Below are 20,191 nucleotides of genomic sequence, written 5' to 3'. Positions count from 1 at the left end.
ACGCGCGGCCCGTGGTTGACTGGGCAGGTGGCATCCCGGGACGCGGCCCTGAAACGTGCCCGCGGCCGAAGGGATGCCGTCGGCCCGTCGCGCGCCCGGTCCGGCCGCCCTCCCCGAAAAGCCCCTTCCTGGATCGTCTTCGGCCTGGCGTTGGCGGGAGCTCTGCTGATGTATCGGGACCTCTGGGCCGATCCGGTCGGCAGCACGCTCGGGAGCTTCCAGCACACCAACGACCCGATGCAGATGATGTGGTACTGGCAGCTGCTGCACGGGCACAGTCCGTTCACCTCGGATGCCTTGCTCTATCCGGGCGGGGTGTCGCTGGCCTGGAACACCCTGGCCCCGACCCTCGGCGTCCTGGCCGCCCCGATCACCCTGACCCAGGGCGCACCACTGGGTTTCGCCGTCCTGATGACGCTCGCCCCCGCCCTGACCGCCCTGACCGGCTTCTGGTGGCTGCGCCGTCATGTGCAGCACCCGGCACCGGCGGTGGCCGGCGGCCTGCTGCTGGGCTTCGACCCGTTCATGGGCGGACACCTGCTGGGACACCTGAACCTGGTCTTCTGCGCCCTGCTGCCCGTCATGCTGATGCTCGGCGAGGACCTGCTGTGGCGGCGGCCGCGTTCCCAGAGGCGCAGCGCCCTGTACCTCGGGCTGGTGACGGCGGCGGCGCTGGGGATCAGCGAGGAACTGGTGCTGATCACGGTGATCGGCATGGTCGTCGCCCTGCTGCTCGCGCTGTGGGTCCTCCCGGTGCTGACTCGTGCGGCGATTGCCACCAGTTGGCGCTGGGTGCTGCTGGCGGTGGGAGTCACCATCGTCGCGGCATCCCCGTTGTTGGTCTCGCAGTTGCTCCTGTCGCCGGCGCTGACCGTCCCCACCGACCGGTTCCGGGCCGTGCCGGGCGACTACGTGTTCGGATCCAGCCGGTTGCTGATCGTGGCGGATCCCGGACATCGGTCGTTCCTCGGTGTGGCAGAGGACGGCGTCTACCTCGGCTGGGCGGTGCTGGCCGTCCTGCTGATCGGCATTCTACTGACGATCGGCCGAGATCGATTGGTGCGCATCGCATCCGGAACCCTGCTGGTCATGGTGCTGTTCACCTTCGGCACGAACGGGATCGGCGGGAGCTGGCTCCCCTGGCGGCTGCTGGGCCGACTGCCGGCCCTGGAATCCGTGCTCCCCGGCCGGTTCGCCTTCGCCTCGTTCCTGGCGATCGCCTGGCTGGTGGCCCGCTGGGGCGACCAGCTGCTGACCGTCACCGGCCGGACGGCCGGCATTCACCGTATCGCCTCCGGCACAGCGGTTGTCGGCATGGTGGCTGCGCTGCTGACCCTGCTGCCCACGGCCGTCGGCAGCTATCGACTCCCGGCGCCGGCGACGTTCTTCGGATCGGTGCAGGAGCGCGCACTGCTGCCGGCCGGCACGCCGGTCCTACTACTGCCGGCCGGTGACGCCCGTACCATGTTCTACCAGCAGCAGGCCGACTTCCGCTTCCGTCAACCCGGCGGATATGCGTTGCGGCCCAACGGGAGCCCAGCTGCGAATGCCCCCGGTGCCTTGCTGGTGCAACTGGCCGACGACACGCGTCAGACCGTCTGGAACCGGCCCGCCGGGACCGTCGTCAAGGCCGGCCACCAGGCCCTGTGCACGCTCGGGTTGCAGGCGATCATCGTCGTCCGCAGCGTCGATGAGGCCCCCCGCCTCATCGATCTGGCCGGCGCACTGACCGGCCGACGGGCGGATCTGGTGGACGGCGGGGTCTCCGTGTGGATGCTGGCTCCTGACGACTGCTGACGCCGAACCCGACACCCGTCCGGAACTCGACGAGACGGTGATTCGTCCAGGCGTCAACTCATCAGGACGTGGGGGCAGCGACTGTCAGGTGACGCTGCCGACGCACCGATCATTTCGCCGGAACGACCGGCGGTAGGGTCGAATCCCACGGTCACGACGGAGGCGGATCCTCCCAGGGACCGGCCGCTCCCGGCCGCCCGGAACGTCGGACCAGCCGGATCGGTGGTGGCGATCGTGCACCGACCTCGGATGCTGGGCGTGCTCGTGATCGGCGTCACCCTGATGGTGATGGCCGTGGTGTCCCACCTGAGCCCCAAGGCCGTCCGTGGAACGGCCGTGGCCGTCCCGGTGGCCGGCGCCCCAGCAATAGGCGATTGTGGTCTGGATCCCGGGAGCTCGCCCTGGACTCTGCAGGACGCCACGCCGGCCCCGACAAGCAACATTTCGCTCCCGTACCCCACGTTGCAGATCGGAAGCTGCGTGGCCACCCGGTACGGGGAGGTGGTGGCGATCATCGCCGATCCAGCCAGGCCCGTGGTGACGACGAACGCGGACGGGAGCGGAAGCATCGTCGACCCGAACATGGAGACTTGTCAGCCGGCCGCATTGCGGTACATCGGACTACCGGTGAGCGGTCGCGGGTATCAGGCAGACTTCTTCACCTTCTGGAACCCCACTGCGGCGCTCGGCGCGGCAGGCTCGGCACCCTCGGTGCGGCAACGGGCTGCGGGGCAGCACTGGCTCGCCTGCGTCACCTACCCACAGCCCGGCAGCCACGGAATGATCGATCCGCCGGCGTCCTACGTGTCGTCACTGCGGGGCGCCATGCTCACCGGCGCCCATCGCGATGAGCTGGGTACCTGCCTGCTCGTCGCCGACCCGGTCCAGAACCAGAACATCGACTGCACCGAGCTGCATCAGGGCGAGCTCTTCGGCTATGCCTACACCGGGGAACGGCACGTCAGCCGGGCCGAGCTGGAGAGGACGTGCCGGCAGGTCATCGCACAGCTGACACGGCTGCCGGACATCACCGCGGGCGGCGACCTGACAGTGCAGCTCCTGGTGTTCGACAGCAACCGCGCCCCGGTCACCGCAGCTCAGGAACCGGCGAACGCCTTTGCATTCTGCGGGCTCAACACCACGGGCAGCCGGCAGTTGCGCGCAAGTCTGCTGGCCCGTGGGCGCGGCCCCCTCCCGTGGGCGTGATCTCCATTTCTGGCCGCCCCCGTGGGGGAGCCGTACGAGCCATGCTCGCCCGGCAGCTCAGCGCTAGCCGGACGCGACCTCGGTCAGGCGCTCGCGGTGGCGAGCCTTGGAGAGCGGGCGTCCACGCCGTTCTGTCCTTCCCGATCAGACTCGAGTCAAAAGTGCACTATCGAACAGGTAGCGCGCCGACCGAAGAAATGAAACGTGCTTCGATCGTGGCGCTCAGAACCTGGGGCGGTGGGTCCAGGGACAGGTCGTCACCACCGAACCCGCTCGCTCCCATGGCAAATGCGCGGACCGGTATCCGCATCGGACCCGAACTGTCGCCGCCCAGCAGTCCGGCATCTGCGACATGTTCGACCCTGACGACTGATCCGCCGAGGGCGGCGGCGTAGTCGTGTCCCTTGAGCAGCGCAGCACGGATGGCATCGGCCCGGACCAGTGCCCATTCGGCGTTGTCCTCGTCGACCGACCAGGACACCGAATGAACCTCCACCGAATCACGGCTGATCACCGCCGCCGCAACGCCGGCGAGCAAGGAGAAGTCGCGAACGGTGACCAGCAGGGTCACCGAGGATTGGTGGCGACCCGTGGGCCCGTGCACGCCGGTGGTCTTGTCGTGGGCATGTTCCTCCTGCGTCCGCATCGACTGCGTCGACCAGGTCAGGGGCGCGCGGATGGTCTGCGCGGTCAGTGCCTCACCGCCCAACTGCGCGAGGTCCGCCAGGATGCCGGGCAGCGCGGTCCGCACTTCCGTCATCGCCGCGTTCTTGGAACCAGCGGTGGCACTGAGGGTCGACAGCACCCGGGCCTCGTCCGGAGCGGTCGTGCGTTGGGCCTCCCCGCGCACCGAGAGGGACATCGTTGCCTGTGCACTTGTCATTTCACGATCGTAGGCGCGGAGGAACCACCTCGGGTTTCGCCGCCCTGGCCCCGGTGACGGACCCAGATCGGTGGAGGTACTCGTGCTGCTGGACAGTTCGTCTCACCCGGGGCACGGCTCCGCTGATGGTGCCGGCTGGTCTCGGGTGAGCTGCAGGGTCGTGGCCACCGCGTCGGGTGCAATCATGCGGTCGACCGAGGCCCCGTATCGTCCGTACTTGGCGCGGTAGGCCGCATCGACGTGTGTACGCCGACCGCCGGAGTCCGCGCCCACGTCTTCGACAGCGACCCGGGCCTCGAGGCCCGGGACGCGGATTCGTGCCTTTCGGGATTCGAGGACGTGCCCGAACCAGCCGGTATCCCGCCGATACCAGGTCCGCACGTACACCTGCTCGCCCACGCGGACGACCCAGATCGGCGCCCAACGCCGCGGCGTCCCGTCGGCACGCTCAGCGGCGATCTCCAGCTCCTCGGCCCGACCGATCCGGACCAGCTCGTCCAACGACCAGGCGGTGGTGACCATGCGAACTCCTCTGCGGTGATGGCCGTACGGGTGGTGGTGGTGGCAAGGGCGGTGGTGGTGGCAAGGGCGGTGGTGGTGGCAAGGGTGGTGGTGGTGGCAAGGGGTGGTGGTGGCAAGAAGTGGTGGTGGCAAGGGGTGGTGGTGGTGTCGATTCGCACTGGCACGTGCTGGCCACCGTAGGGCGTTGCGCGGAGCGCAGACCGTGGCCACCGGTGGGCCCCGGAGATCCCGAGGGAAAGCCCAGAGTTCAGTCCCTATCGTTGACGATGTCGAGGACGCGGCCGCTGAGACGGCCACCAGCGGGCGCAATCGGAACCCGGAGAGCGATCCCGCTCTGGCCAGGGCGATGGCTTCAGCGGCGATGATGTCGAAACCACCGATACCGAAGGCGAGCGTCCCCCGTAGTCGGGGACTCAGACCTTCGCTATCGACGATTGGCCACTACGGGTCCGGGTAATCCCGTCGAACGTGCGACCACGTCGCCATGTGCGCAGCAGACAGGTCGGGATTCGCGTCGAGGCTGACCGCCGTGCCCCGGCTGGCGTCGCGTGTCCCGTGTCCACCCGGGGTGGAGCGCGGGTGGGAAATCGGCACAAACGATCGGCGACGGACCCGGTTCCACCATCGCAGCGGACGACCTACCGCTGCCCCCATCGCTCCCGGATGGACGATGCCGCTCGCCGTCGTCCCCCTACTGCGCCGCCAGGTCGGTGAAGCGCGAGTAGTGCAGCTGGTGGGCGACCGAGATCGTCGTGGTGGGGCCATTTCTGTGCTTGGCGATGATCAGGTCCGCTTCGCCGGCGCGGGGATCGTCGGCCTCGAACGCATCCGGTCGATGGATAAGGATCACCATGTCGGCGTCCTGCTCCAATGAACCGGACTCTCGGAGATCGGAGAGCATCGGTCGCTTGTCGGTGCGTTGCTCCGGCCCACGGTTCAGCTGGGAGATCGCGATGACGGGCACCTCGAGCTCCTTGGCCAACAACTTCATCTGGCGGGAGAACTCCGAGACTTCCTGCTGCCGCGACTCGACCTTCTTGCCCGAGGACATCAGCTGCAGGTAGTCGAGCACGATCAGCTTCAGGTCGTTGCGCTGCTTGAGCCGCCGCGCCTTGGCCCGGATCTCCATCATCGTCATGTTCGGCGAGTCGTCTATGAACAGCGGGGCGTCGGAGATCTCGCTCATCCGCCGGACGATCTTCTGCCAGTCCTGCTCGCTCATCGTTCCGGCGCGCATCTGCGACAGCCGGATCTGCGCCTCGGCCGACAACAGACGCATGGTGATCTCCGTCTTGGACATCTCCAGCGAGAAGATCACCGACGTCAGCCGGTGCTTCACCGACGCGTTCCGGGCGACGTCCAATGCGAGAGTTGACTTCCCGACGCCGGGCCTCGCCGCCATGATGATCATCTGACCGGGGTGGAAGCCGTTCGTCAGCGCATCGAGATCGGCGAAACCCGTTGGCACGCCGTTGGACATCCCGCCGCGGCTCGCGATGGCATCCATCTCGTCCATCGTCGGCTGCAGCAGCTCCTCGAGGATCACGTAGTCCTCGGTGGTGCGGCGTTCGGTGACCTCGTAGATCTCGGCCTGGGCGCGGTCCACGATCTCGTCGACCTCACCGCCGCCGACCTGGCCCTCGTTGCCGCCGTAGCCGAGCTGGACGATCCGGGTACCGGCCTCGACCAGACGGCGCAGCACGGCCTTCTCGGCCACGATCTGCGCGTAGAACGCGGCGTTGGCGGCGGTGGGCACTGCGCTGGTCAGCGTGTGCAGGTAGACCGCCCCGCCGATCCGGGACAGGGTCCCGGCCTTGTCGAGTTCCGCGGCGACCGTCACCACGTCGGCAGGTTCGCCCCGTGCGTAGAGGTCGAGGATCACCTCGTAGACGGTCGCGTGCGCCGGCTTGTAGAAATCGACGGTGCTGAGCTCCTCGACGACGTCGGCGATGGCGTCCTTGCTCAGCAGCATGCCGCCCAGCACCGATTGCTCGGCCGCCAGATCCTGCGGTGGTTGCCGGTCGAACTGCCTCGGCGGGTCCGCCTGCGACGCCCCTGCCCAACGGTCGTCGATCACCGCCATCTGGTTACCGCCTCCATACCTGACTACCTCGAAACACCTGACTACCTCGAAACACCCGACAACCTCGAAACACCTGACTACCTCGAAACACCTGGGCCCGCGAACCCCCGACCACCGCGACCAGCCGGTACCGCATTCGTGCCGCCGACCGCCGATCCGACGACGCCCGGTAGGCCGGACGAGGCGGACCGCTCACCCCTCTGCAGCACCCACGACCACGGCGGAAATCGCTCCTGCGTCTGTCTACCCGGGACCACCGACAGCCCGGGATCGAGGCGGTCCGCGGCCCGGGATCCAGAGCGCACTGGGACGTTAAGCGTCTCGACCCGTGCCACCAAATGCGTGCTGTGGACACCCACTGAACGGCACGGGGATGGGTTGGGGAAGAAACTGTGTCTGTGCAGGTCGAACGCTGGGGATGAATGTGCACAGCCTGGGGAAATCTCTGGGTGGCGAGCCCATCGCCGCAGCTCAGGGACCATCTGTGGCCTGGATCACCTGTGGATAGAATCTGTGGGTAACGTTTCGGCGTTTCGCTTCGGCGTGTCGTAGAACGGGCGGGTCAACCTCTCGTACACCTTTTTGTTATCCGACCGTGATCCTCGGCAACGGGGTCGGACCCGGGTGATTGCACAGCTGGCTATGGTGCACCGGGGAGGCTCGTTCGTCCTTACGCCACAGCCGGTCACAGGGGTCTGGGCCAATCGAGTGTCGGCTGCAGTACGCCCTCCAGCGTGAGGAGCCATCGCTTGGTCCTGAGCCCCTCGCCCGGATGACCACCGCTGTATCCGCCCAGCCCGTTCTGCGCGAGCACCCGATGGCACGGCACCACGATCGGGATCGGATTCGCGCCCATGATCGAACCGATCCCTCTGGCCGGCACGCCGGTGTTGCTGCGATGGGCCAGCTCCCCGTACGTCACCGACGATCCGTACGGCACGGTGTCTAGAGGCATCTGCAGCACGATCAGCGTCGACCCCGTCACCCCTCCCAGATCCAGGGGAAGGTCGAACTGCCGGAGCTCGCCGCGGAAGTACGCGTCGAGTTGGGCCACCGCGGGTGCAGTCCGGCGGTGGTCCACGACCGTCGGCAGCCGGCCGGAAACGGGAGCACGGTCGCCCCAGCCGACCCCGCAGAGGCCGGTCGAACTGACGGCGACCGTCACCCTCCCGACAGGCGTGTCCACCCCATCGAGTGCGAAGTCCCCGTTGGGGTTGCCCGTCGCCCCCGAGCTCGTCATGGCCTGATTCTGCTCCCGACCACCGACAGGGCATCATCGACGACCATGGGAGACAAGACGAAGGACTTGGCCGAGCTGGTGGCGCAGATCGAGGAGCAGGAGACCCGACTGGTCTTCCGCACCTTCACCACTGCGGATGCCTGGCGCCTCGGATGCGCCCTGGTCGCCCGTGCGGAGGCCGACCGGGCGCCCGTTGCCATCGACATCCGCCGTGGTGAGCAGCAGCTCTTCCACGCGGCGCTGGCCGGTTCGAACGCCGACAACGACGCCTGGATCGAGCGCAAGTGCCGACTGGTCCGGCGCTTCGGAGTGTCCTCCTACCTGTTCGGGCGGCGCCTCGCGCTGTCCGGGCGGACATTCGGGGAGGCAACCCTGCTGGACCCCACCCACTACGCGGCCCACGGCGGCGCCTTCCCGATCACCGTCCAGGGGGTCGGGCCGGTCGGTTCCGTCGCCGTCTCCGGGCTCCCGCAGGCCGACGACCACCAGATGGTCGTCGACGTCCTCACCGAATTCCTCGGCTGAAGGTTCTTGCCCGCTGACCGGTAGCCGTGCAGCAGCGTTCATCTCGTACGCTGCGTCCGTGACTCCCCCCGCCGACGTCAGACTGACGATCGCACCCGCTCGTGGGATCGACTGGATCCGGCTGAGCTCGACGACCCGTCGACTGGCGGTCGGGCTGCTCTTCGTACTGCTCGTCGGCGGCGTGGGCCTGCTGGTCGTGCCCGCTCACGTCCGTCCGCGATTGATCGGGCTGCTCGTGGTCGCCGGCGTGCTGTCGTTGCTCGTCGTCCTGCTCCGGGCCACCAGTTCCGGCCGCGTACGGGTCGAGGTCGGCCGGAAGGAGCTGGTCGTCGTCGGCATCCGGTCCCCCGTCAGGGTCGCCCTGCGGGACATCGGATCAGCCGTGATCGTCGAGAACTCCAAGCAGGGCCTCGGATTCCACGATCCGCTGATGGTGGTCCTGAACCGTGAGGGCAGAGCGATCTTCAGCCTCGCGGGCCGGCCGTGGAACCAGCAGGACTGGGTCGGCCTGCTGCGGACGATCGGCGTCCGCACAGTGGACCGGATCCCTGAACCGTTGACCCGCAGGGAGTTCGACCAGCGCTACCCCGGTGCGCGCAGTGCCGTCGAGACCTCCGCGGTGCGGAGACGGAAGAGGCTCGGTCTGGTGCTCGGCGTCGTCTGGGGGATCATCATCGTGTTGCTGCTGTTGCGCTGAACCCCGTCGCGATCCAGTTGCTGCGCCGATCCGACGACCAGATCGAGTGCGAGCCCGCTGACCATCACCGGCACCCGCGGCCACATGCACCGGCCGCCCCACGAGGTCATGCATGGAACCATGAGCGCCATGAACAGCTCAGCCGCCGACCGGCCCTGGGTCGACGCCAGGCTCGACGGAGCACTCCTGGACCAGTGGTGGGACTTCGTCGATCCGGCCGCCTCGGCCGGGCGTTTCCGCGCGGCTCTGGCCGAGCTCCCGGTCGGCTCGACCGCCCACGCCGAACTTCGTACCCAGTTGGCCCGGGCGCTGGCCCTGCTGCGACTGGAGGCGCAAGCACTCGCGGAACTGGACGTCGTGGCGGCCGAGCTGGACGCTGCTGTGGCGGCCGCACCCGACGATGCCCAGGTCAGGGCGCGGCTGGAACTGGAACGCGGACGCGTCGAGAACTCCAACGGCCGCTCCCTGAAGGCGATCCCGCACTTTCTCGCCGCGGTCGAGGCGTCCCGTCGGGCCGACGACGGGTTCCTTCTGGTGGACGCCTTCCACATGCTGGCGATCGCCGACGGTGAACGGAGCGAGGAGTGGACTCGTGCCGCCCTGTCGGTCACCGAGACGACGACCGATCCGCGCGTCCGGAGGTGGATCGGGTCGCTGTGCAACAACTTCGGCTGGACCCTGCACGATCGCGGCGATTTCGCCGGCGCCCTCACCCAGTTCGAATCAGCACGAGGGGCCTACCACGCCAACGGTTCTGCCGAGCAGCAACGGGTGGCCGACTGGGCCGTCGGGCGTGCGCTGCGGTCGTTGGAGCGTTACGACGAGGCCCTGGCGATCCAGCAGCGGCTGGCTGCCGGGGAGTCCGACGGCTACGTCGACGAGGAGTTGGCGGAGTTGCTGCTCGCTCTCGGTCGTCCGGTCGAGGCCAGACCCCACTTCGCCAGGGCCGCCGCCCTGCTGGCGGACGACCCGTGGCTGGACGAGCCCCAGCGGCTGGCCAGGCTGCGCGCGTTGGGCGACGAACCCGGCGAACTTCGCTAGGTTGGCCCCCATGCCCAGCCTCGACTACACGGCCGATGTCCGGCGCGAGTCCGACCGGTTCTCGGAGTGCCTCCAGGCGGCCGACCCGGCCGCGCCGGTGCCGTCGTGCCCGGGCTGGAACGCGGCGGACCTGCTCTGGCACCTGACGCAGGTGCAGCTGTTCTGGGCCAGGATCGTGGGTGAGCGGACCCAGCAACCCGATGACGCCGGGGAAGCAGAGCGGCCCGACGCCCCGTACAGCGAGTTGCTCGACGGATTCCGGCGGGCCACCGAGGGATTGCTCGACACGCTGGCCTCGGCTGATGATGCCGAACGGGTCTGGACCTGGGCGGATGACCAGTCGGTGGGCTTCATTCGGCGGAGGCAGGCGCACGAGGCGCTCATCCATCGCCTGGACGCCGAACTGACGATCGGGCAGGTGACGCCGCTCGAACCGTTGCTGGCCGCCGACGGTGTCGACGAAGCGCTGCACGTCATGTTCGGGGGCTATCCGGCCTGGGCCACCTTCACCCCGTCCGGCGGCCTCGGCCGGGTGCTCGCGACCGACACCGGGAGATGCTGGGATTGCAATCTTGGCCGGTTCTCCGGGACCAGCCCACACACCGGGAAGACCTACGACGAACCCACTCTCGAGATGCACGGGGCACTGTCGACATCCGAACCTGCCTTCCTCGCCTCCGGGACCGCCGCCCACCTCGACGCCTGGCTGTGGGGCAGGCGGGAGGCACCGGAGCTGACCGGGGATCGCGAATCGACGGCATGGTTCGGCTCGCTCGTCGCCGCCGGCATCCAGTGACACCGGTCTCTGGACGGCCGCACCGGGAAATGCAAAGACCGCAGTAGTTCGGTGCCTGTAGTCAGGCACCGAACTACTGCGGTCTCAAGCTTTTCCCGCTCCCGCGTTCGAACCCCGGCTCGAATCAGCCGCGCGGGCGGAATCCGGCCACCATCGGGCACTGGAACGGGTCCCGCGCGGACAGGCCGACCTTGTTCAGGTACCGGACGACGATCCGGTAGGCCTTCCACAGCGAGGTCTCCGTGTACGGCACCGATCGTTCCTCGCAGAACGGCTTGACGAACGCCCTGGCGTAGCGCAGGTTCGGGCGGGGCATGCTCGGGAACAGGTGGTGCTCCACCTGGTAGTTCAGGCCGCCCATCAGGAACGTCATGAACTGGGAGCCGGTGATGTTGCGCGAGGTCAGCACCTGACGACGGAAGAAGTCGATCTTGGCGTCCTCCGGCAACACCGGCATCCCCTTGTGGCTGGGCGCGAAGGTGCAGCCCATGTAGACGCCGAAGACGGCCAGCTGCACGCCGAGGAACGCAGCGGCGATACCCGGCGAGAGGATGACGAACAGCGCCGTCAGGTAGAGGGCCCAGCGGGCGGCCAGCATGGTCAGTTCGACGCGGCGGCGCTTGACCGGCCCACGGCTGAACAGCGTGACCATCGACTGCGCGTGCAGGTTGAGTCCCTCGACCGTCAGGATCGGGAAGAACCACCAGCCCTGACGGGCGATCATGAACGCGGCGAAGCGGCTGCGCTGACGGTCCGGCTGCGGGTAGAAGACAACGACCGTCGGCTCGATGTCCGGGTCCTTGTTGATCTGGTTCGGATTCGCATGGTGCTTGGTGTGCTTGCGGATCCACCACGTCGCGCTCATCCCGACCACCAGGCCGGCCATCCAGGTCGCGAGCCACTCGTTGGCGTTCCCCGAGCGGAAGATCTGGCGGTGGGCGGCATCGTGGGAGAGGAAGGCCACATGGGTCAGCACGATCCCCAGGACTGCGGCGATGCCGAGCTGCGCCCAGGAGTTGCCGATGAAGGCGAAGCCGACCCAGAGGCCGACGAAGGCGGCCAGCACCCCGCCGATCTTGAAGACGTAGTAGCCGTAGCGTCGTTCGAGCAGGCCAGAGGCCTGGATCGTGTCGACGAGCTGCGAGAAGTCAGTGGCGGCGCGGGGGCGGCGCACGGTCGGGCTGGTCATCGCCTTTGAGATCCATTTCGAGGAAGGCCTGACCGTTCGGTGTGAACGGCTCGGGTCTACGGCTACCTGGTCTCCCGTCGGTGCGGATCGGCGCCGGGGAGCAGATGGCGGTCGGTTCGCTGCGGTCGATCCAGGTACGAGGGCATGTTCGGGTTCCGCAGACCGACCAGGGCTGACCGGGGCTGATCGGGAGGGCCACACCGATCAGCGATCGATGCAGCGGGGATCTCGAGTCAGCGACGTCAGGTGGCGATCTGGCTCGACCGCTCCCCGGTCGCTTGCGGGCTCATGGGCACGGGGCGATCTGGCTGCCCGTACCAAGGCCGCCGCAGTCCATCCGAGACGTCCCACGTGGGTGCTGACCGTGCCTGGGGGCCGATCGTTGTCGCAACCACTGGCGGTGACACTACCGGGCGAATGTGTGGAGGGGATGAGCTGTCGGTCCGGAATTATTCCCTGTCCGGCAGATTCTTTCGGGTATTTCTGCATCGGCACGGTCCGACCCCTCTACCGACGCCGTCAGGCCGATTCGCCTCCCCCGTCAGGCGGGCCGGTCGGCAGTGGCCGGTGTCGGCGTTCCGAGACCTGATGGGTGCGGCCGATCGGCCGCCTTCTAGGGTGGGGCGCGCAGGAGCGGAAGCACTGTTGCCCGACTGTGGTGGACGAGGAGCGGAACAAGTGACCGACACGGTGAAGGCGCTACGGATCGGCGGGGTCGAGATCGACCACGGCCTTGCCCTGGACTCGGCGCGGAGCTATCTCATCCGGCGGGACCGCTTCGGCTACCCCGCCTACGATTCCTTCGGCTCGGAGGGCGGCCCGTGGCGGGTCAGCGACGCCGACTTCGTGGCGCCGGTCCTGCTGAACGCGGAGATGAACTCCCGGACCTTCTACGCGCTCGAGGCGATCCGTCCGCATCTGGAGCGCTGGTTGGTGGACATCCCCCTGGACGCCCGACTGGTGGAGGCCGGGCCGGCCGAACTGGAGCGGCTCGGGGACCTGTTCTCCGTGCTGGATTCCGACGACCTCCCGGTGAACGCCCGCGGCTCCATCCTGGCCAAGGTCATGCACCGCAAGCGTCCTGCCTTCATCCCGCTCTACGACCGGTTCGTCGACTACTGCTACCGCGGGTCGGACGGCGCGCCGATCTCCAAGGATCGCAAGCGCAGCTGGCAGGAGTTCCTGCCGATGCTGGGCCAGGCGATCATCGACGATCTGACCATCGGCCGGGAGTTCTTCGACGAGGTGGCCGCACTGGCGAAGGCCCCGGTGATCACCAGCCTGCGCGCGCTGGACATCGTGGCCTGGCACGCCGGCCGCACCCACATCGGTCAGGCCATCTGGGCGGCGGCCACACCGGCGGACGAGCCGAACACGGCGCCAGACGATCTGGTGTCGATCGATCCTGACGACGAACGCCCCTGACGAGGGCCCTCGAGGGCAGGACAGGACGAAAGTGGCCCCCGGGAGATCCCGGGGGCCACTTCGCGCACTGCAGAGAACAGGTCAGCCGGCCTTGACGACGAGCGCCACGTTCGCGGTGACGCCCGGGTGCAGCTTGACCGACACCGGGTGAGAGCCGATGGACTTGATGTGTCCGCCGGTCTCGATGGTGCGCTTGTCGACCGACGGGCCGCCGGCCGCCTTGATGGCCGCGGCGACGTCGACGGTGGTGATGGAACCGAACAACTTGGTCCCGTCGCCGGTGGTGCGGGCGGTGATCGAGACGGTGAGCTTCTCGAGTGCCTGCTTCACCTCGTTGGCGTGCTCGGTGCCGCGGATCTCGCGGGCCAGCTGGGCGCGCTTGATCGTGGCGACCTGCTTCTCGGCGCCCTTGGTGGCGACGATGGCCTTGCTCTGCGGCAGGAGGAAGTTGCGGCCGTAGCCGTCACGCACCTCGACGATGTCGCCAGGAGCGCCCAGGCCGGGGACGTCGGTGGTCAGAATGAGCTTCATGAGTGGTCCCTTTCCTTATCGAGCGGTCGAGGTGTACGGCAGCAGGGCGACTTCACGGGCGTTCTTGACGGCCGTGGCGACGTCGCGCTGGTGCTGGGTGCAGTTGCCGGTGACCCGACGGGCGCGGATCTTGCCGCGGTCGGAGATGAACTTGCGGAGCAGGTTCGTGTCCTTGTAGTCGATCGGGGCTGCGTTGTCCTTGCAGAAGGCGCAGACCTTCTTCTTGATCTTGCGTACTGGGGGCTTGGGCATTGTTTCTCCAGGAAACGACCGGGATGTCCGGTGCTGAGATTTTTGAGTTGTCGTTCGAGGTCGAGCCGTTCGGAGCGAACTCCGGCCGACCGCTAGAAGGGAGGCTCGTCCGAGTAGCCGCCGCCGGCCGGAGGCGCGGAGCCCCACGGATCGTCGGCCGGTGCACTGGCACGCGCGTTGCCGGAACCGCCGCCGGAATTGCCCCCGCCGGAATTCCCGCCGCCACCGCCACCGGATCCGCCGTAACCTCCGCCGCCGCCGGTCTCCGGACCGCGGTTCGCGCGGTTCACCTTGGCCGTTGCGTAGCGGAGCGACGGGCCGATCTCGTCGACCTCGAGCTCGATGACGGTGCGCTTCTCGCCTTCCTTCGTTTCGAAGGAACGCTGCTTCAGCCGGCCCGAGACGATGACACGAGCGCCCCGGGTGAGGGTCTCGGCCACGTTCTCGGCTGCCTGGCGCCAGATGTTGCAGCGCAGGAAGAGAGCCTCGCCGTCCTTCCACTCGTTGGAAGCACGGTCGAAGGTCCGCGGCGTCGACGCGACGGTGAAGTTCGCGACGGCAGCGCCACTGGCGGTGAACCGCAGTTCGGGATCTGCCGTCAGGTTTCCCACGACGGTGATGACGGTGTCGCCTGCCATGACCCGGCCTACTTCTTGCTGTTGCGGGTACGGCGGACGCGGATCTTCTCGGGCGTGCGCGTGATCTTGGTACGCAGCACCGACTCGTTGAGGTTGAGCTGACGATCCAGCTCGTCGACGGTGGCGGACGCGGCAGTCACCTTGATGACGGCGTAGATGCCTTCCGGGTTCTTCCTGATCTCGAACGCCAACCGGCGCTTGCCCCAGATATCGACGTTCTCGACGCTGCCGCCACCCTGGCGGATGACGTTCAGGAAGGTGTCGATCGACGGCGAGACAGTTCGCTCGTCGAGGTTGGGATCGAGGATGAGCAGCAATTCATAGTGACGTGGAGCGGTGGATACGCTCAACGTGCACCTCCTATGGACTCGTCGGCCGCGGTCTTTCCGCAGCAGGAGGACGTTCTGCCGGCCTTCGGTTCCCGGGTTCGACGACCGACTGGCCCGACATACCCGCAACACGAAGGAGCCCGCCGACGTCGGCGGGCGCAACACAACCCTGCCAGGCTATCAGCGCGGGCCCGACCAGGCCAAATGCGCTTGCCGCGAGTCACCCCCGCGCACGCCATCGGGCAGACTGGCAGCCATGTCGGCCCAGCCAGTCAGCTCCCCGAACAGCAGCTCCGCGCAGGGCGGCCGGAGGGCCGAGGACCCGGCAGGGACTGATCGTCAGGCCCGGCGGACGTTGTGGGTCGCGGCGGCCGGAACACTGATCGCGCTGATGGCCTTCACCACCCCGATCGCCTCGCTCGCCGACACGGCCCGAGGGCTGCACGCCGGGGTGCCGGAGCAGGCCTGGATCCTCAGCTCGATGAGCCTCGGGCTCGCCATCGCCCTGCTGACCTCCGGGGCGCTGGCCGACGATCTGGGCCGGCGGCGCGTCTTCGTGGTCGGAGCGGTCGTCCTGGCCCTGGGCAGCATCCCGTGCGCGACCGCCGTCGATGGCGTCGAACTGATCATCGGCCGGGTCTTCGAGGGCGTCGGGGCGGCGGCCGTCATCGCCTGCAGCCTGGCGTTGATCAGCCACCAGTTCCCGCCCGGACCGGCACGGGCGAAGGCATCCGGCATCTGGGGTGCGGCCCTCGGCGGCGGGATCGCCCTCGGACCACTGATGGCCGCCGGCCTCGGACCGACGATCAGCTGGCGTGCCACCTACGGCGCGCTGGTCCTGCTGGCCACAGGTCTCGCGGCGGCCGGGGCGAAGCTGCTCGTCGAGTCCCGCGCCGCCGAGCGCCGACGGATCGACTGGACCGGGGTGGTGCTGCTGTCCGCCGGTCTCGGGGCGCTCATCGCCGGACTCACCCTGGCCCGGTCCGGGCTGACCCGGCCGGACGTCCTGGTGCTGGCGGTCGGCGGGCTGGTCCTGCTCCTCGGATTCGCGGTCGTCGAAACCCGTTCGGCCGCACCGATGCTGGACCCGACCCTGTTTCGCAACCGGCGATTCGTCGCCGTCAACGTCGCGGCCCTGGCGACCGGGCTGGGCGTCATCGCACAGATGTCGTTCTTCTCCACGGTGCTCCAGCGGAGCCTGCACGAGAGCGAGCTGATCGCGTCGCTGGCCCTGCTGGGTTGGTCCGCCGTCAGCGTCGTCACCGCGCTGTTCGCCCGGCATCTGCGGATCTCCGGACGGCTGCAGCTGTCCATCGGCTTGCTGGTGGTCGCCGCGGGCCAGCTGTCGATGGGCTGGCTCAGCGCGAGTTCACATGTGCTGCAGGGGGTTCCGGGTCTGATCATCGCCGGCCTCGGTAGCGGCGTCATCAACGCGGCGCTCGGGCGGGAAGCGGTCGCCAGCGTCCCGACGGCCAGGGCCGGGATGGGCAGCGGAGCGAACAACACCGCGCGGTACGTCGGCTCGGCGATCGGGGTCACCATCGTCGCGATCGTCGCGACCTCGGCCCGCGGGGGCACCGCCGAGCGGGCCCTGGCCACCGGCTGGAACCATGCGCTGGTCTTCACCACGACGGCGACGGTCGTCGGTGCGGTGCTGGTCTTCCTGACGCGAGAGCGCGCATCGGCCTGATCCGACGATCCGACCCGGCGAAGGCCGCCCACGGCTGCCACAATTTCTTCCATGACGGCCGGCTACTCGGGCACCCCCCTACCGAAGAAGCTGGGCATCGGGCCCGGCGCCGACGTACTGGTGCTCGGCGACCCGCTCGGCTTCGACCTCCGCGCCCTCGCCCCGGCGGCGGACCGGGCACCGGCCAGGGCCTACGGGGTGGTGATGTTGTTCTGCCCGTCATCGGCGGTGCTGACGGACAACTTCGACCGGGCGGCAGCGTCCCACACCACGACCGGCGCGGTCTGGGTGTGCTGGCCCAAGAAGAGCTCGGGAGTCGTCACGGATCTGACCGAGGGCGGCGTCCGTGCGCACGGTCTGGCGCACGGCAGGGTCGACGTCAAGGTCGCCGCCATCGATGCCGTCTGGTCCGGTCTGAAGTTCGTCACGCGGGTGGTCGATCGGGCCTGAAGACCCTCGGCCCGGTCAGATCCGGCGATCCTCGTCCTCGACCAGCGAGATCTGCGGGGCGTCTGGCGAATCGGTGTCGGGTCCTGCTCCGACCAGCACCGGTGCGCGGTCGTCGGACGCGTCGCCGGCCCGGCGCCGGTCCCGTAGCAGCTGCGGCAGCGACGGGATCACGAACCGGTCGGGGGCGTGCTCGAAGACACCACCGGACGGATCGTCGTCCCCGGCCATCCGGACCAGGTCGTCGGCCGGCCGCAGGATTTCCCTGATCACCCTGACGATCAGCGCGATCAGCAGGACGTCGCGCACGATCGCCGCGCCGATGAACGGGTAGATCGACAGACCCTTGTTGTCGACGCCGGCGAAGTAGAACATCAGCAGCATCCACACCACCGCCTCGGCGAACTGCCAGACGAGCACCGGCCGCCACCGGGGCAGGGCGAGCACGACCAACGGCAGCAACCAGAGGCTGTACTGCGGCGACCACACCTTGTTGGTCAGCAGGAACGCCGCGACCACCAGGAAGATCAGCTGCGCCAGCCGCGGGCGACGCCTGACCGACAGTGCGAACCAGGCGATCAGTGCGCAGGCGACGCCGAACAGACCCAGCGACAGGACGTTCAGGAAGGTCGGCGAATCGGCGCCGGAGGTGGTGTCGAACAGGTGACTCCCGGACAGCGACGTGTAGATCGCGTACCAGGAGTCGTACTCGGCCGGACGCTCGGAGTTGAGCTTGATGAACTCGTACCAGCCGGTCGGGTAGAGATACATGATCGGCACGTTGACGACGAGCCAGACGACCGCGGCGGCGATCGTCGTGCGGACCGGTCCCCGGAACCTTCCCGACCTCAGAGCGAGCAGCAACAGCGGCCCGAGGAGCAGCACGGGATAGAGCTTCGCTGCGGTCCCGAGCCCGATGAGCGCGCCGGCCAGCACCGGCCGGCCCCTGGCCCAGGCGGCCATCGCACCCGCCGTCATCCCGATGGCCAGCAGGTCCCAGTTGGTGAAGGAGTGCACGATCAGCAGCGGGGACAGGCACATGATGGCCACGTCCCACACCCGTCGGCGGGCGATCCGAGCCGTCGACGCGACCGCCCAGAGGTAGAACAGCGCCAGGATGATCGCGCCGATGGTGAAGTAGGCGGCGACGTCCAGCGGGATGGGGAGCCCGACGTTCCCGGCGAACTTCCCGTAGTACTTGCCGAGCTCGCTGACCCCCCACATGAAGTACCCGGTGATCACGGGGTACTCCATGTAGTGGGTCGTACCGTCGGTGTCGATCCAGGAGGTCTTGTAGGGCATCGCCTGCGTGTCGAGCTTGTGGCTCCCGTAGAGCGGGACGACGTCGTTGTAGCAACCGGTGATCCACGGCCGCTGGCCGCTCTGGTCCAGCGTCACGCCGCCGGCACCGTTCGGGCCCTGCTGGATGCACGCGGACTTGAAGAGCCAGCCGAAGATCAGGATCACGATCGCCATCAGCAGGCAGACCCGCAGCGGCGTCAGCCAGGGAGCCCGACCCACGATGGCGTGACGGCCCAGCGGGCCGCCGATCACCTCCGACGCGCGGCGGACGGTGGGATCCGTCCACGTCGGGATGACGCGTTCGACCGGGCTCAGGGACGCGGACCTGGAGAGCCCGTCCCCGGGTACCGGGATCCGGGCGGCGGCCTCGACGACCTCGGCGTCGGCGAAGACCGGGTCGGCCGCGGTGGCCTCGGCCGACGTCCGGCCCCCGGCGTCCGCGCCCACCGTCACGTCATCGGCCGGCTGTCCCCCGCGTTCGTCCACGGCGCGATGCTACTGGTGCCGGGTGTGCCGGGTGTGCCGGGCGTGTCCCGGCGCGTCGCGGGCCGGATCGCCGGTGCCGACCGCCGGTGCCGACCGCCGGTGCCGGATCGCCGGTGCCGACCGCCGGTGCCGACGGGGATCGTCCGGTCCTTGGCGCCGGGCCGTCCGTCCTTGGCAGGATCGGGGTGCGATGGGCAGGATCGGGGTGTGCTGACCGACGCCGGACTGCCTGCCTTCCTCGACGACCTCGGGTTGCCCGGGTTCGTCGACATCCATGTGCACTTCATGCCCGACAACGTGTTGCGCAAGGTGTGGGACTACTTCGACCGGGTCCCGCCGACCGTGGGGATGCAGTGGCCCATCCGGTACCGGACGGACGAGTCCGTCCGGCTGGACACCCTGCGTGCGCTCGGCGTCACCGGCTTCACCGCGTTGGCCTACCCGCACCGGGCCGGGATGGCGGCGTGGCTCGGCGACTGGGCGCTGACCTTCGGTGCGGCCACCCCTGGCTGCGTACCGTCGGCCACCTTCTACCCGGAACCGGGCGTGCTCGAGTACGTCCGCGCCTTCCTGGATCGCGGGGCGTGTGTGTTCAAATCACACCTGCAGGTCGGGTCGTACGACCCCCGCGACGAGTTGCTCGACCCGGTCTGGGGGCTGCTGGCCGAGGCGGGCGTCCCGGTGGTCTGCCACTGCGGAAGTGGCCCGTTCCCCGGCGAATTCACCGGGCCGGGCCCGATATCCGAGGTGCTGGCGCGTCATCCGAACCTGACCCTGGTCGTCGCGCACGCGGGCTCCCCCGAGTACGCCGGGTTCCTCGACCTGGTGGAGGCCTATCCCCGGGTGCACCTGGATACCACGATGGCCTTCACTCCGTACCTGAACGCACTCGCCCCGTTCCCCGACGAATTGATCCCCAGGCTGCACGCGGCTCAGGACCGGGTCGTCCTGGGCTCTGATTTCCCCAACATCCCCTATCCGTACTCGACCCAGATCCAGGCCCTGGTCGATCTGGATCTCGGCGCCGACTGGCTCCGATCAGTCCTGCACCACAACGGATCCCGCCTGCTGGCGCTCCCCTGACCGCGCGGATCAACTGGCCCCGCGCGGAT

At 68.6% G+C, this 20,191-nt stretch carries 21 protein-coding genes; 11 read left to right on the top strand and 10 right to left on the bottom strand.

Annotated elements, in window-relative coordinates; genetic code table 11:
* The first annotated feature begins 168 nt into the window (after positions 1 to 168).
* A complete protein-coding gene (locus H7F38_RS05770) occupies positions 169 to 1,797 on the top strand; it encodes a hypothetical protein (RefSeq protein WP_187093242.1) in 1,629 nt (542 codons plus the stop codon).
* 249 nt (positions 1,798 to 2,046) lie between these two features.
* The gene (locus H7F38_RS05765; protein ID WP_187093241.1) at positions 2,047 to 3,003 is read left to right on the top strand and encodes a hypothetical protein; all 957 of its coding nucleotides are present in this window, start codon (positions 2,047 to 2,049) and stop codon (positions 3,001 to 3,003) included.
* Between the two features lie 166 nt (positions 3,004 to 3,169).
* On the opposite strand, the gene H7F38_RS05760 is transcribed toward H7F38_RS05765, so the two are convergent.
* Positions 3,170 to 3,886: an SIMPL domain-containing protein gene (locus H7F38_RS05760; RefSeq protein WP_187093240.1), complete on the bottom strand. Its 717-nt coding sequence runs from the start codon at positions 3,884 to 3,886 to the stop codon at positions 3,170 to 3,172.
* 102 nt (positions 3,887 to 3,988) lie between these two features.
* Positions 3,989 to 4,408, bottom strand: coding sequence for a DUF2255 family protein (locus H7F38_RS05755; protein ID WP_187093239.1), 420 nt, complete (start codon positions 4,406 to 4,408; stop codon positions 3,989 to 3,991).
* Between the two features lie 18 nt (positions 4,409 to 4,426).
* On the opposite strand from H7F38_RS05755, the gene H7F38_RS05750 reads away from it, so the two are divergent.
* Positions 4,427 to 4,588: a hypothetical protein gene (locus tag H7F38_RS05750; RefSeq protein ID WP_187093238.1), complete on the top strand. Its 162-nt coding sequence runs from the start codon at positions 4,427 to 4,429 to the stop codon at positions 4,586 to 4,588.
* Positions 4,589 to 5,099: 511 nt separating this feature from the next.
* Here the strand turns inward: H7F38_RS05750 and dnaB are convergent.
* Positions 5,100 to 6,491, bottom strand: a complete 1,392-nt coding sequence (dnaB, locus tag H7F38_RS05745) for a replicative DNA helicase (RefSeq protein WP_187093237.1) — start codon at positions 6,489 to 6,491, stop codon at positions 5,100 to 5,102.
* A gap of 685 nt (positions 6,492 to 7,176) precedes the next feature.
* Positions 7,177 to 7,731: a methylated-DNA--[protein]-cysteine S-methyltransferase gene (locus H7F38_RS05740; RefSeq protein ID WP_187093236.1), complete on the bottom strand. Its 555-nt coding sequence runs from the start codon at positions 7,729 to 7,731 to the stop codon at positions 7,177 to 7,179.
* 45 nt (positions 7,732 to 7,776) lie between these two features.
* Here H7F38_RS05740 and H7F38_RS05735 point away from each other — a divergent pair, with 45 nt between their 5' ends.
* The 4 genes from H7F38_RS05735 (at position 7,777) to H7F38_RS05720 (ending at position 10,790) form a co-directional block, all read left to right on the top strand.
* Entirely contained in the window at positions 7,777 to 8,256 is a 480-nt protein-coding gene (locus H7F38_RS05735; RefSeq protein ID WP_187093235.1) for a heme-degrading domain-containing protein, read from the top strand.
* 58 nt (positions 8,257 to 8,314) lie between these two features.
* Positions 8,315 to 8,953 (top strand): hypothetical protein, encoded by a 639-nt coding sequence (locus tag H7F38_RS05730; RefSeq protein ID WP_187093234.1) that lies wholly within the window; start codon positions 8,315 to 8,317, stop codon positions 8,951 to 8,953.
* 129 nt (positions 8,954 to 9,082) lie between these two features.
* Complete coding sequence (locus H7F38_RS05725; protein WP_187093233.1) at positions 9,083 to 9,994, top strand: hypothetical protein; 912 nt, start codon at positions 9,083 to 9,085, stop codon at positions 9,992 to 9,994.
* Between the two features lie 10 nt (positions 9,995 to 10,004).
* A complete protein-coding gene (locus H7F38_RS05720; RefSeq protein WP_187093232.1) occupies positions 10,005 to 10,790 on the top strand; it encodes a maleylpyruvate isomerase family mycothiol-dependent enzyme in 786 nt (261 codons plus the stop codon).
* A gap of 124 nt (positions 10,791 to 10,914) precedes the next feature.
* Here the strand turns inward: H7F38_RS05720 and H7F38_RS05715 are convergent, their stop codons facing one another.
* Positions 10,915 to 11,979: an acyl-CoA desaturase gene (locus H7F38_RS05715; RefSeq protein WP_187093231.1), complete on the bottom strand. Its 1,065-nt coding sequence runs from the start codon at positions 11,977 to 11,979 to the stop codon at positions 10,915 to 10,917.
* Between the two features lie 678 nt (positions 11,980 to 12,657).
* Between H7F38_RS05715 and H7F38_RS05710 the strand changes: the two genes are divergently transcribed.
* Positions 12,658 to 13,404: a DUF6308 family protein gene (locus H7F38_RS05710; protein ID WP_187093230.1), complete on the top strand. Its 747-nt coding sequence runs from the start codon at positions 12,658 to 12,660 to the stop codon at positions 13,402 to 13,404.
* An 81-nt stretch (positions 13,405 to 13,485) separates the two neighbouring features.
* Here the strand turns inward: H7F38_RS05710 and rplI are convergent, their stop codons facing one another.
* The 4 genes from rplI to rpsF form a co-directional block, all read right to left on the bottom strand.
* Positions 13,486 to 13,935: a 50S ribosomal protein L9 gene (gene rplI / locus H7F38_RS05705; protein WP_187093229.1), complete on the bottom strand. Its 450-nt coding sequence runs from the start codon at positions 13,933 to 13,935 to the stop codon at positions 13,486 to 13,488.
* 15 nt (positions 13,936 to 13,950) lie between these two features.
* A complete protein-coding gene (rpsR, locus tag H7F38_RS05700) occupies positions 13,951 to 14,187 on the bottom strand; it encodes a 30S ribosomal protein S18 (protein WP_090475712.1) in 237 nt (78 codons plus the stop codon).
* A gap of 92 nt (positions 14,188 to 14,279) precedes the next feature.
* Entirely contained in the window at positions 14,280 to 14,825 is a 546-nt protein-coding gene (locus H7F38_RS05695; RefSeq protein ID WP_187093228.1) for a single-stranded DNA-binding protein, read from the bottom strand.
* An 8-nt stretch (positions 14,826 to 14,833) separates the two neighbouring features.
* Positions 14,834 to 15,175, bottom strand: coding sequence for a 30S ribosomal protein S6 (gene rpsF, locus H7F38_RS05690; protein ID WP_090475710.1), 342 nt, complete (start codon positions 15,173 to 15,175; stop codon positions 14,834 to 14,836).
* A 235-nt stretch (positions 15,176 to 15,410) separates the two neighbouring features.
* Between rpsF and H7F38_RS05685 the strand changes: the two genes are divergently transcribed.
* A complete protein-coding gene (locus tag H7F38_RS05685) occupies positions 15,411 to 16,844 on the top strand; it encodes an MFS transporter (protein ID WP_187093227.1) in 1,434 nt (477 codons plus the stop codon).
* Positions 16,845 to 16,895: 51 nt separating this feature from the next.
* Positions 16,896 to 17,294: a DUF3052 domain-containing protein gene (locus H7F38_RS05680; RefSeq protein ID WP_187093226.1), complete on the top strand. Its 399-nt coding sequence runs from the start codon at positions 16,896 to 16,898 to the stop codon at positions 17,292 to 17,294.
* A 15-nt stretch (positions 17,295 to 17,309) separates the two neighbouring features.
* Here the strand turns inward: H7F38_RS05680 and H7F38_RS05675 are convergent, their stop codons facing one another.
* The gene (locus H7F38_RS05675) at positions 17,310 to 19,079 is read right to left on the bottom strand and encodes a glycosyltransferase family 87 protein (protein WP_222618478.1); all 1,770 of its coding nucleotides are present in this window, start codon (positions 19,077 to 19,079) and stop codon (positions 17,310 to 17,312) included.
* A gap of 207 nt (positions 19,080 to 19,286) precedes the next feature.
* Between H7F38_RS05675 and H7F38_RS05670 the strand changes: the two genes are divergently transcribed.
* On the top strand, positions 19,287 to 20,162 hold the full coding sequence (locus tag H7F38_RS05670) for an amidohydrolase family protein (RefSeq protein ID WP_222618477.1): 876 nt from the start codon (positions 19,287 to 19,289) through the stop codon (positions 20,160 to 20,162).
* Positions 20,163 to 20,191: the final 29 nt, after the last annotated feature.

This window comes from Nakamurella sp. PAMC28650 (genome assembly GCF_014303395.1).
Lineage (GTDB): Bacteria > Actinomycetota > Actinomycetes > Mycobacteriales > Nakamurellaceae > Nakamurella.
Note: the sequence above shows the minus strand (reverse complement) of the source record. Positions and strands in the feature narration are given on the sequence as shown.

Bases quoted from the DNA above. Each gene is read 5' to 3' on its own strand.
- H7F38_RS05770 (WP_187093242.1), top strand. From the start codon at position 169: ATGTATCGGGACCTCTGGGCCGATCCGGTCGGCAGCACGCTCGGGAGC.
- H7F38_RS05765 (WP_187093241.1), top strand. From the start codon at position 2,047: ATGCTGGGCGTGCTCGTGATCGGCGTCACCCTGATGGTGATGGCCGTG.
- H7F38_RS05760 (WP_187093240.1), bottom strand. From the start codon at position 3,886: ATGACAAGTGCACAGGCAACGATGTCCCTCTCGGTGCGCGGGGAGGCC.
- H7F38_RS05755 (WP_187093239.1), bottom strand. From the start codon at position 4,408: ATGGTCACCACCGCCTGGTCGTTGGACGAGCTGGTCCGGATCGGTCGG.
- H7F38_RS05750 (WP_187093238.1), top strand. From the start codon at position 4,427: ATGGCCGTACGGGTGGTGGTGGTGGCAAGGGCGGTGGTGGTGGCAAGG.
- dnaB (WP_187093237.1), bottom strand. From the start codon at position 6,491: ATGGCGGTGATCGACGACCGTTGGGCAGGGGCGTCGCAGGCGGACCCG.
- H7F38_RS05740 (WP_187093236.1), bottom strand. From the start codon at position 7,731: ATGACGAGCTCGGGGGCGACGGGCAACCCCAACGGGGACTTCGCACTC.
- H7F38_RS05735 (WP_187093235.1), top strand. From the start codon at position 7,777: ATGGGAGACAAGACGAAGGACTTGGCCGAGCTGGTGGCGCAGATCGAG.
- H7F38_RS05725 (WP_187093233.1), top strand. From the start codon at position 9,083: ATGAACAGCTCAGCCGCCGACCGGCCCTGGGTCGACGCCAGGCTCGAC.
- H7F38_RS05720 (WP_187093232.1), top strand. From the start codon at position 10,005: ATGCCCAGCCTCGACTACACGGCCGATGTCCGGCGCGAGTCCGACCGG.
- H7F38_RS05715 (WP_187093231.1), bottom strand. From the start codon at position 11,979: ATGACCAGCCCGACCGTGCGCCGCCCCCGCGCCGCCACTGACTTCTCG.
- rplI (WP_187093229.1), bottom strand. From the start codon at position 13,935: ATGAAGCTCATTCTGACCACCGACGTCCCCGGCCTGGGCGCTCCTGGC.
- rpsR (WP_090475712.1), bottom strand. From the start codon at position 14,187: ATGCCCAAGCCCCCAGTACGCAAGATCAAGAAGAAGGTCTGCGCCTTC.
- H7F38_RS05695 (WP_187093228.1), bottom strand. From the start codon at position 14,825: ATGGCAGGCGACACCGTCATCACCGTCGTGGGAAACCTGACGGCAGAT.
- H7F38_RS05685 (WP_187093227.1), top strand. From the start codon at position 15,411: ATGTCGGCCCAGCCAGTCAGCTCCCCGAACAGCAGCTCCGCGCAGGGC.
- H7F38_RS05680 (WP_187093226.1), top strand. From the start codon at position 16,896: ATGACGGCCGGCTACTCGGGCACCCCCCTACCGAAGAAGCTGGGCATC.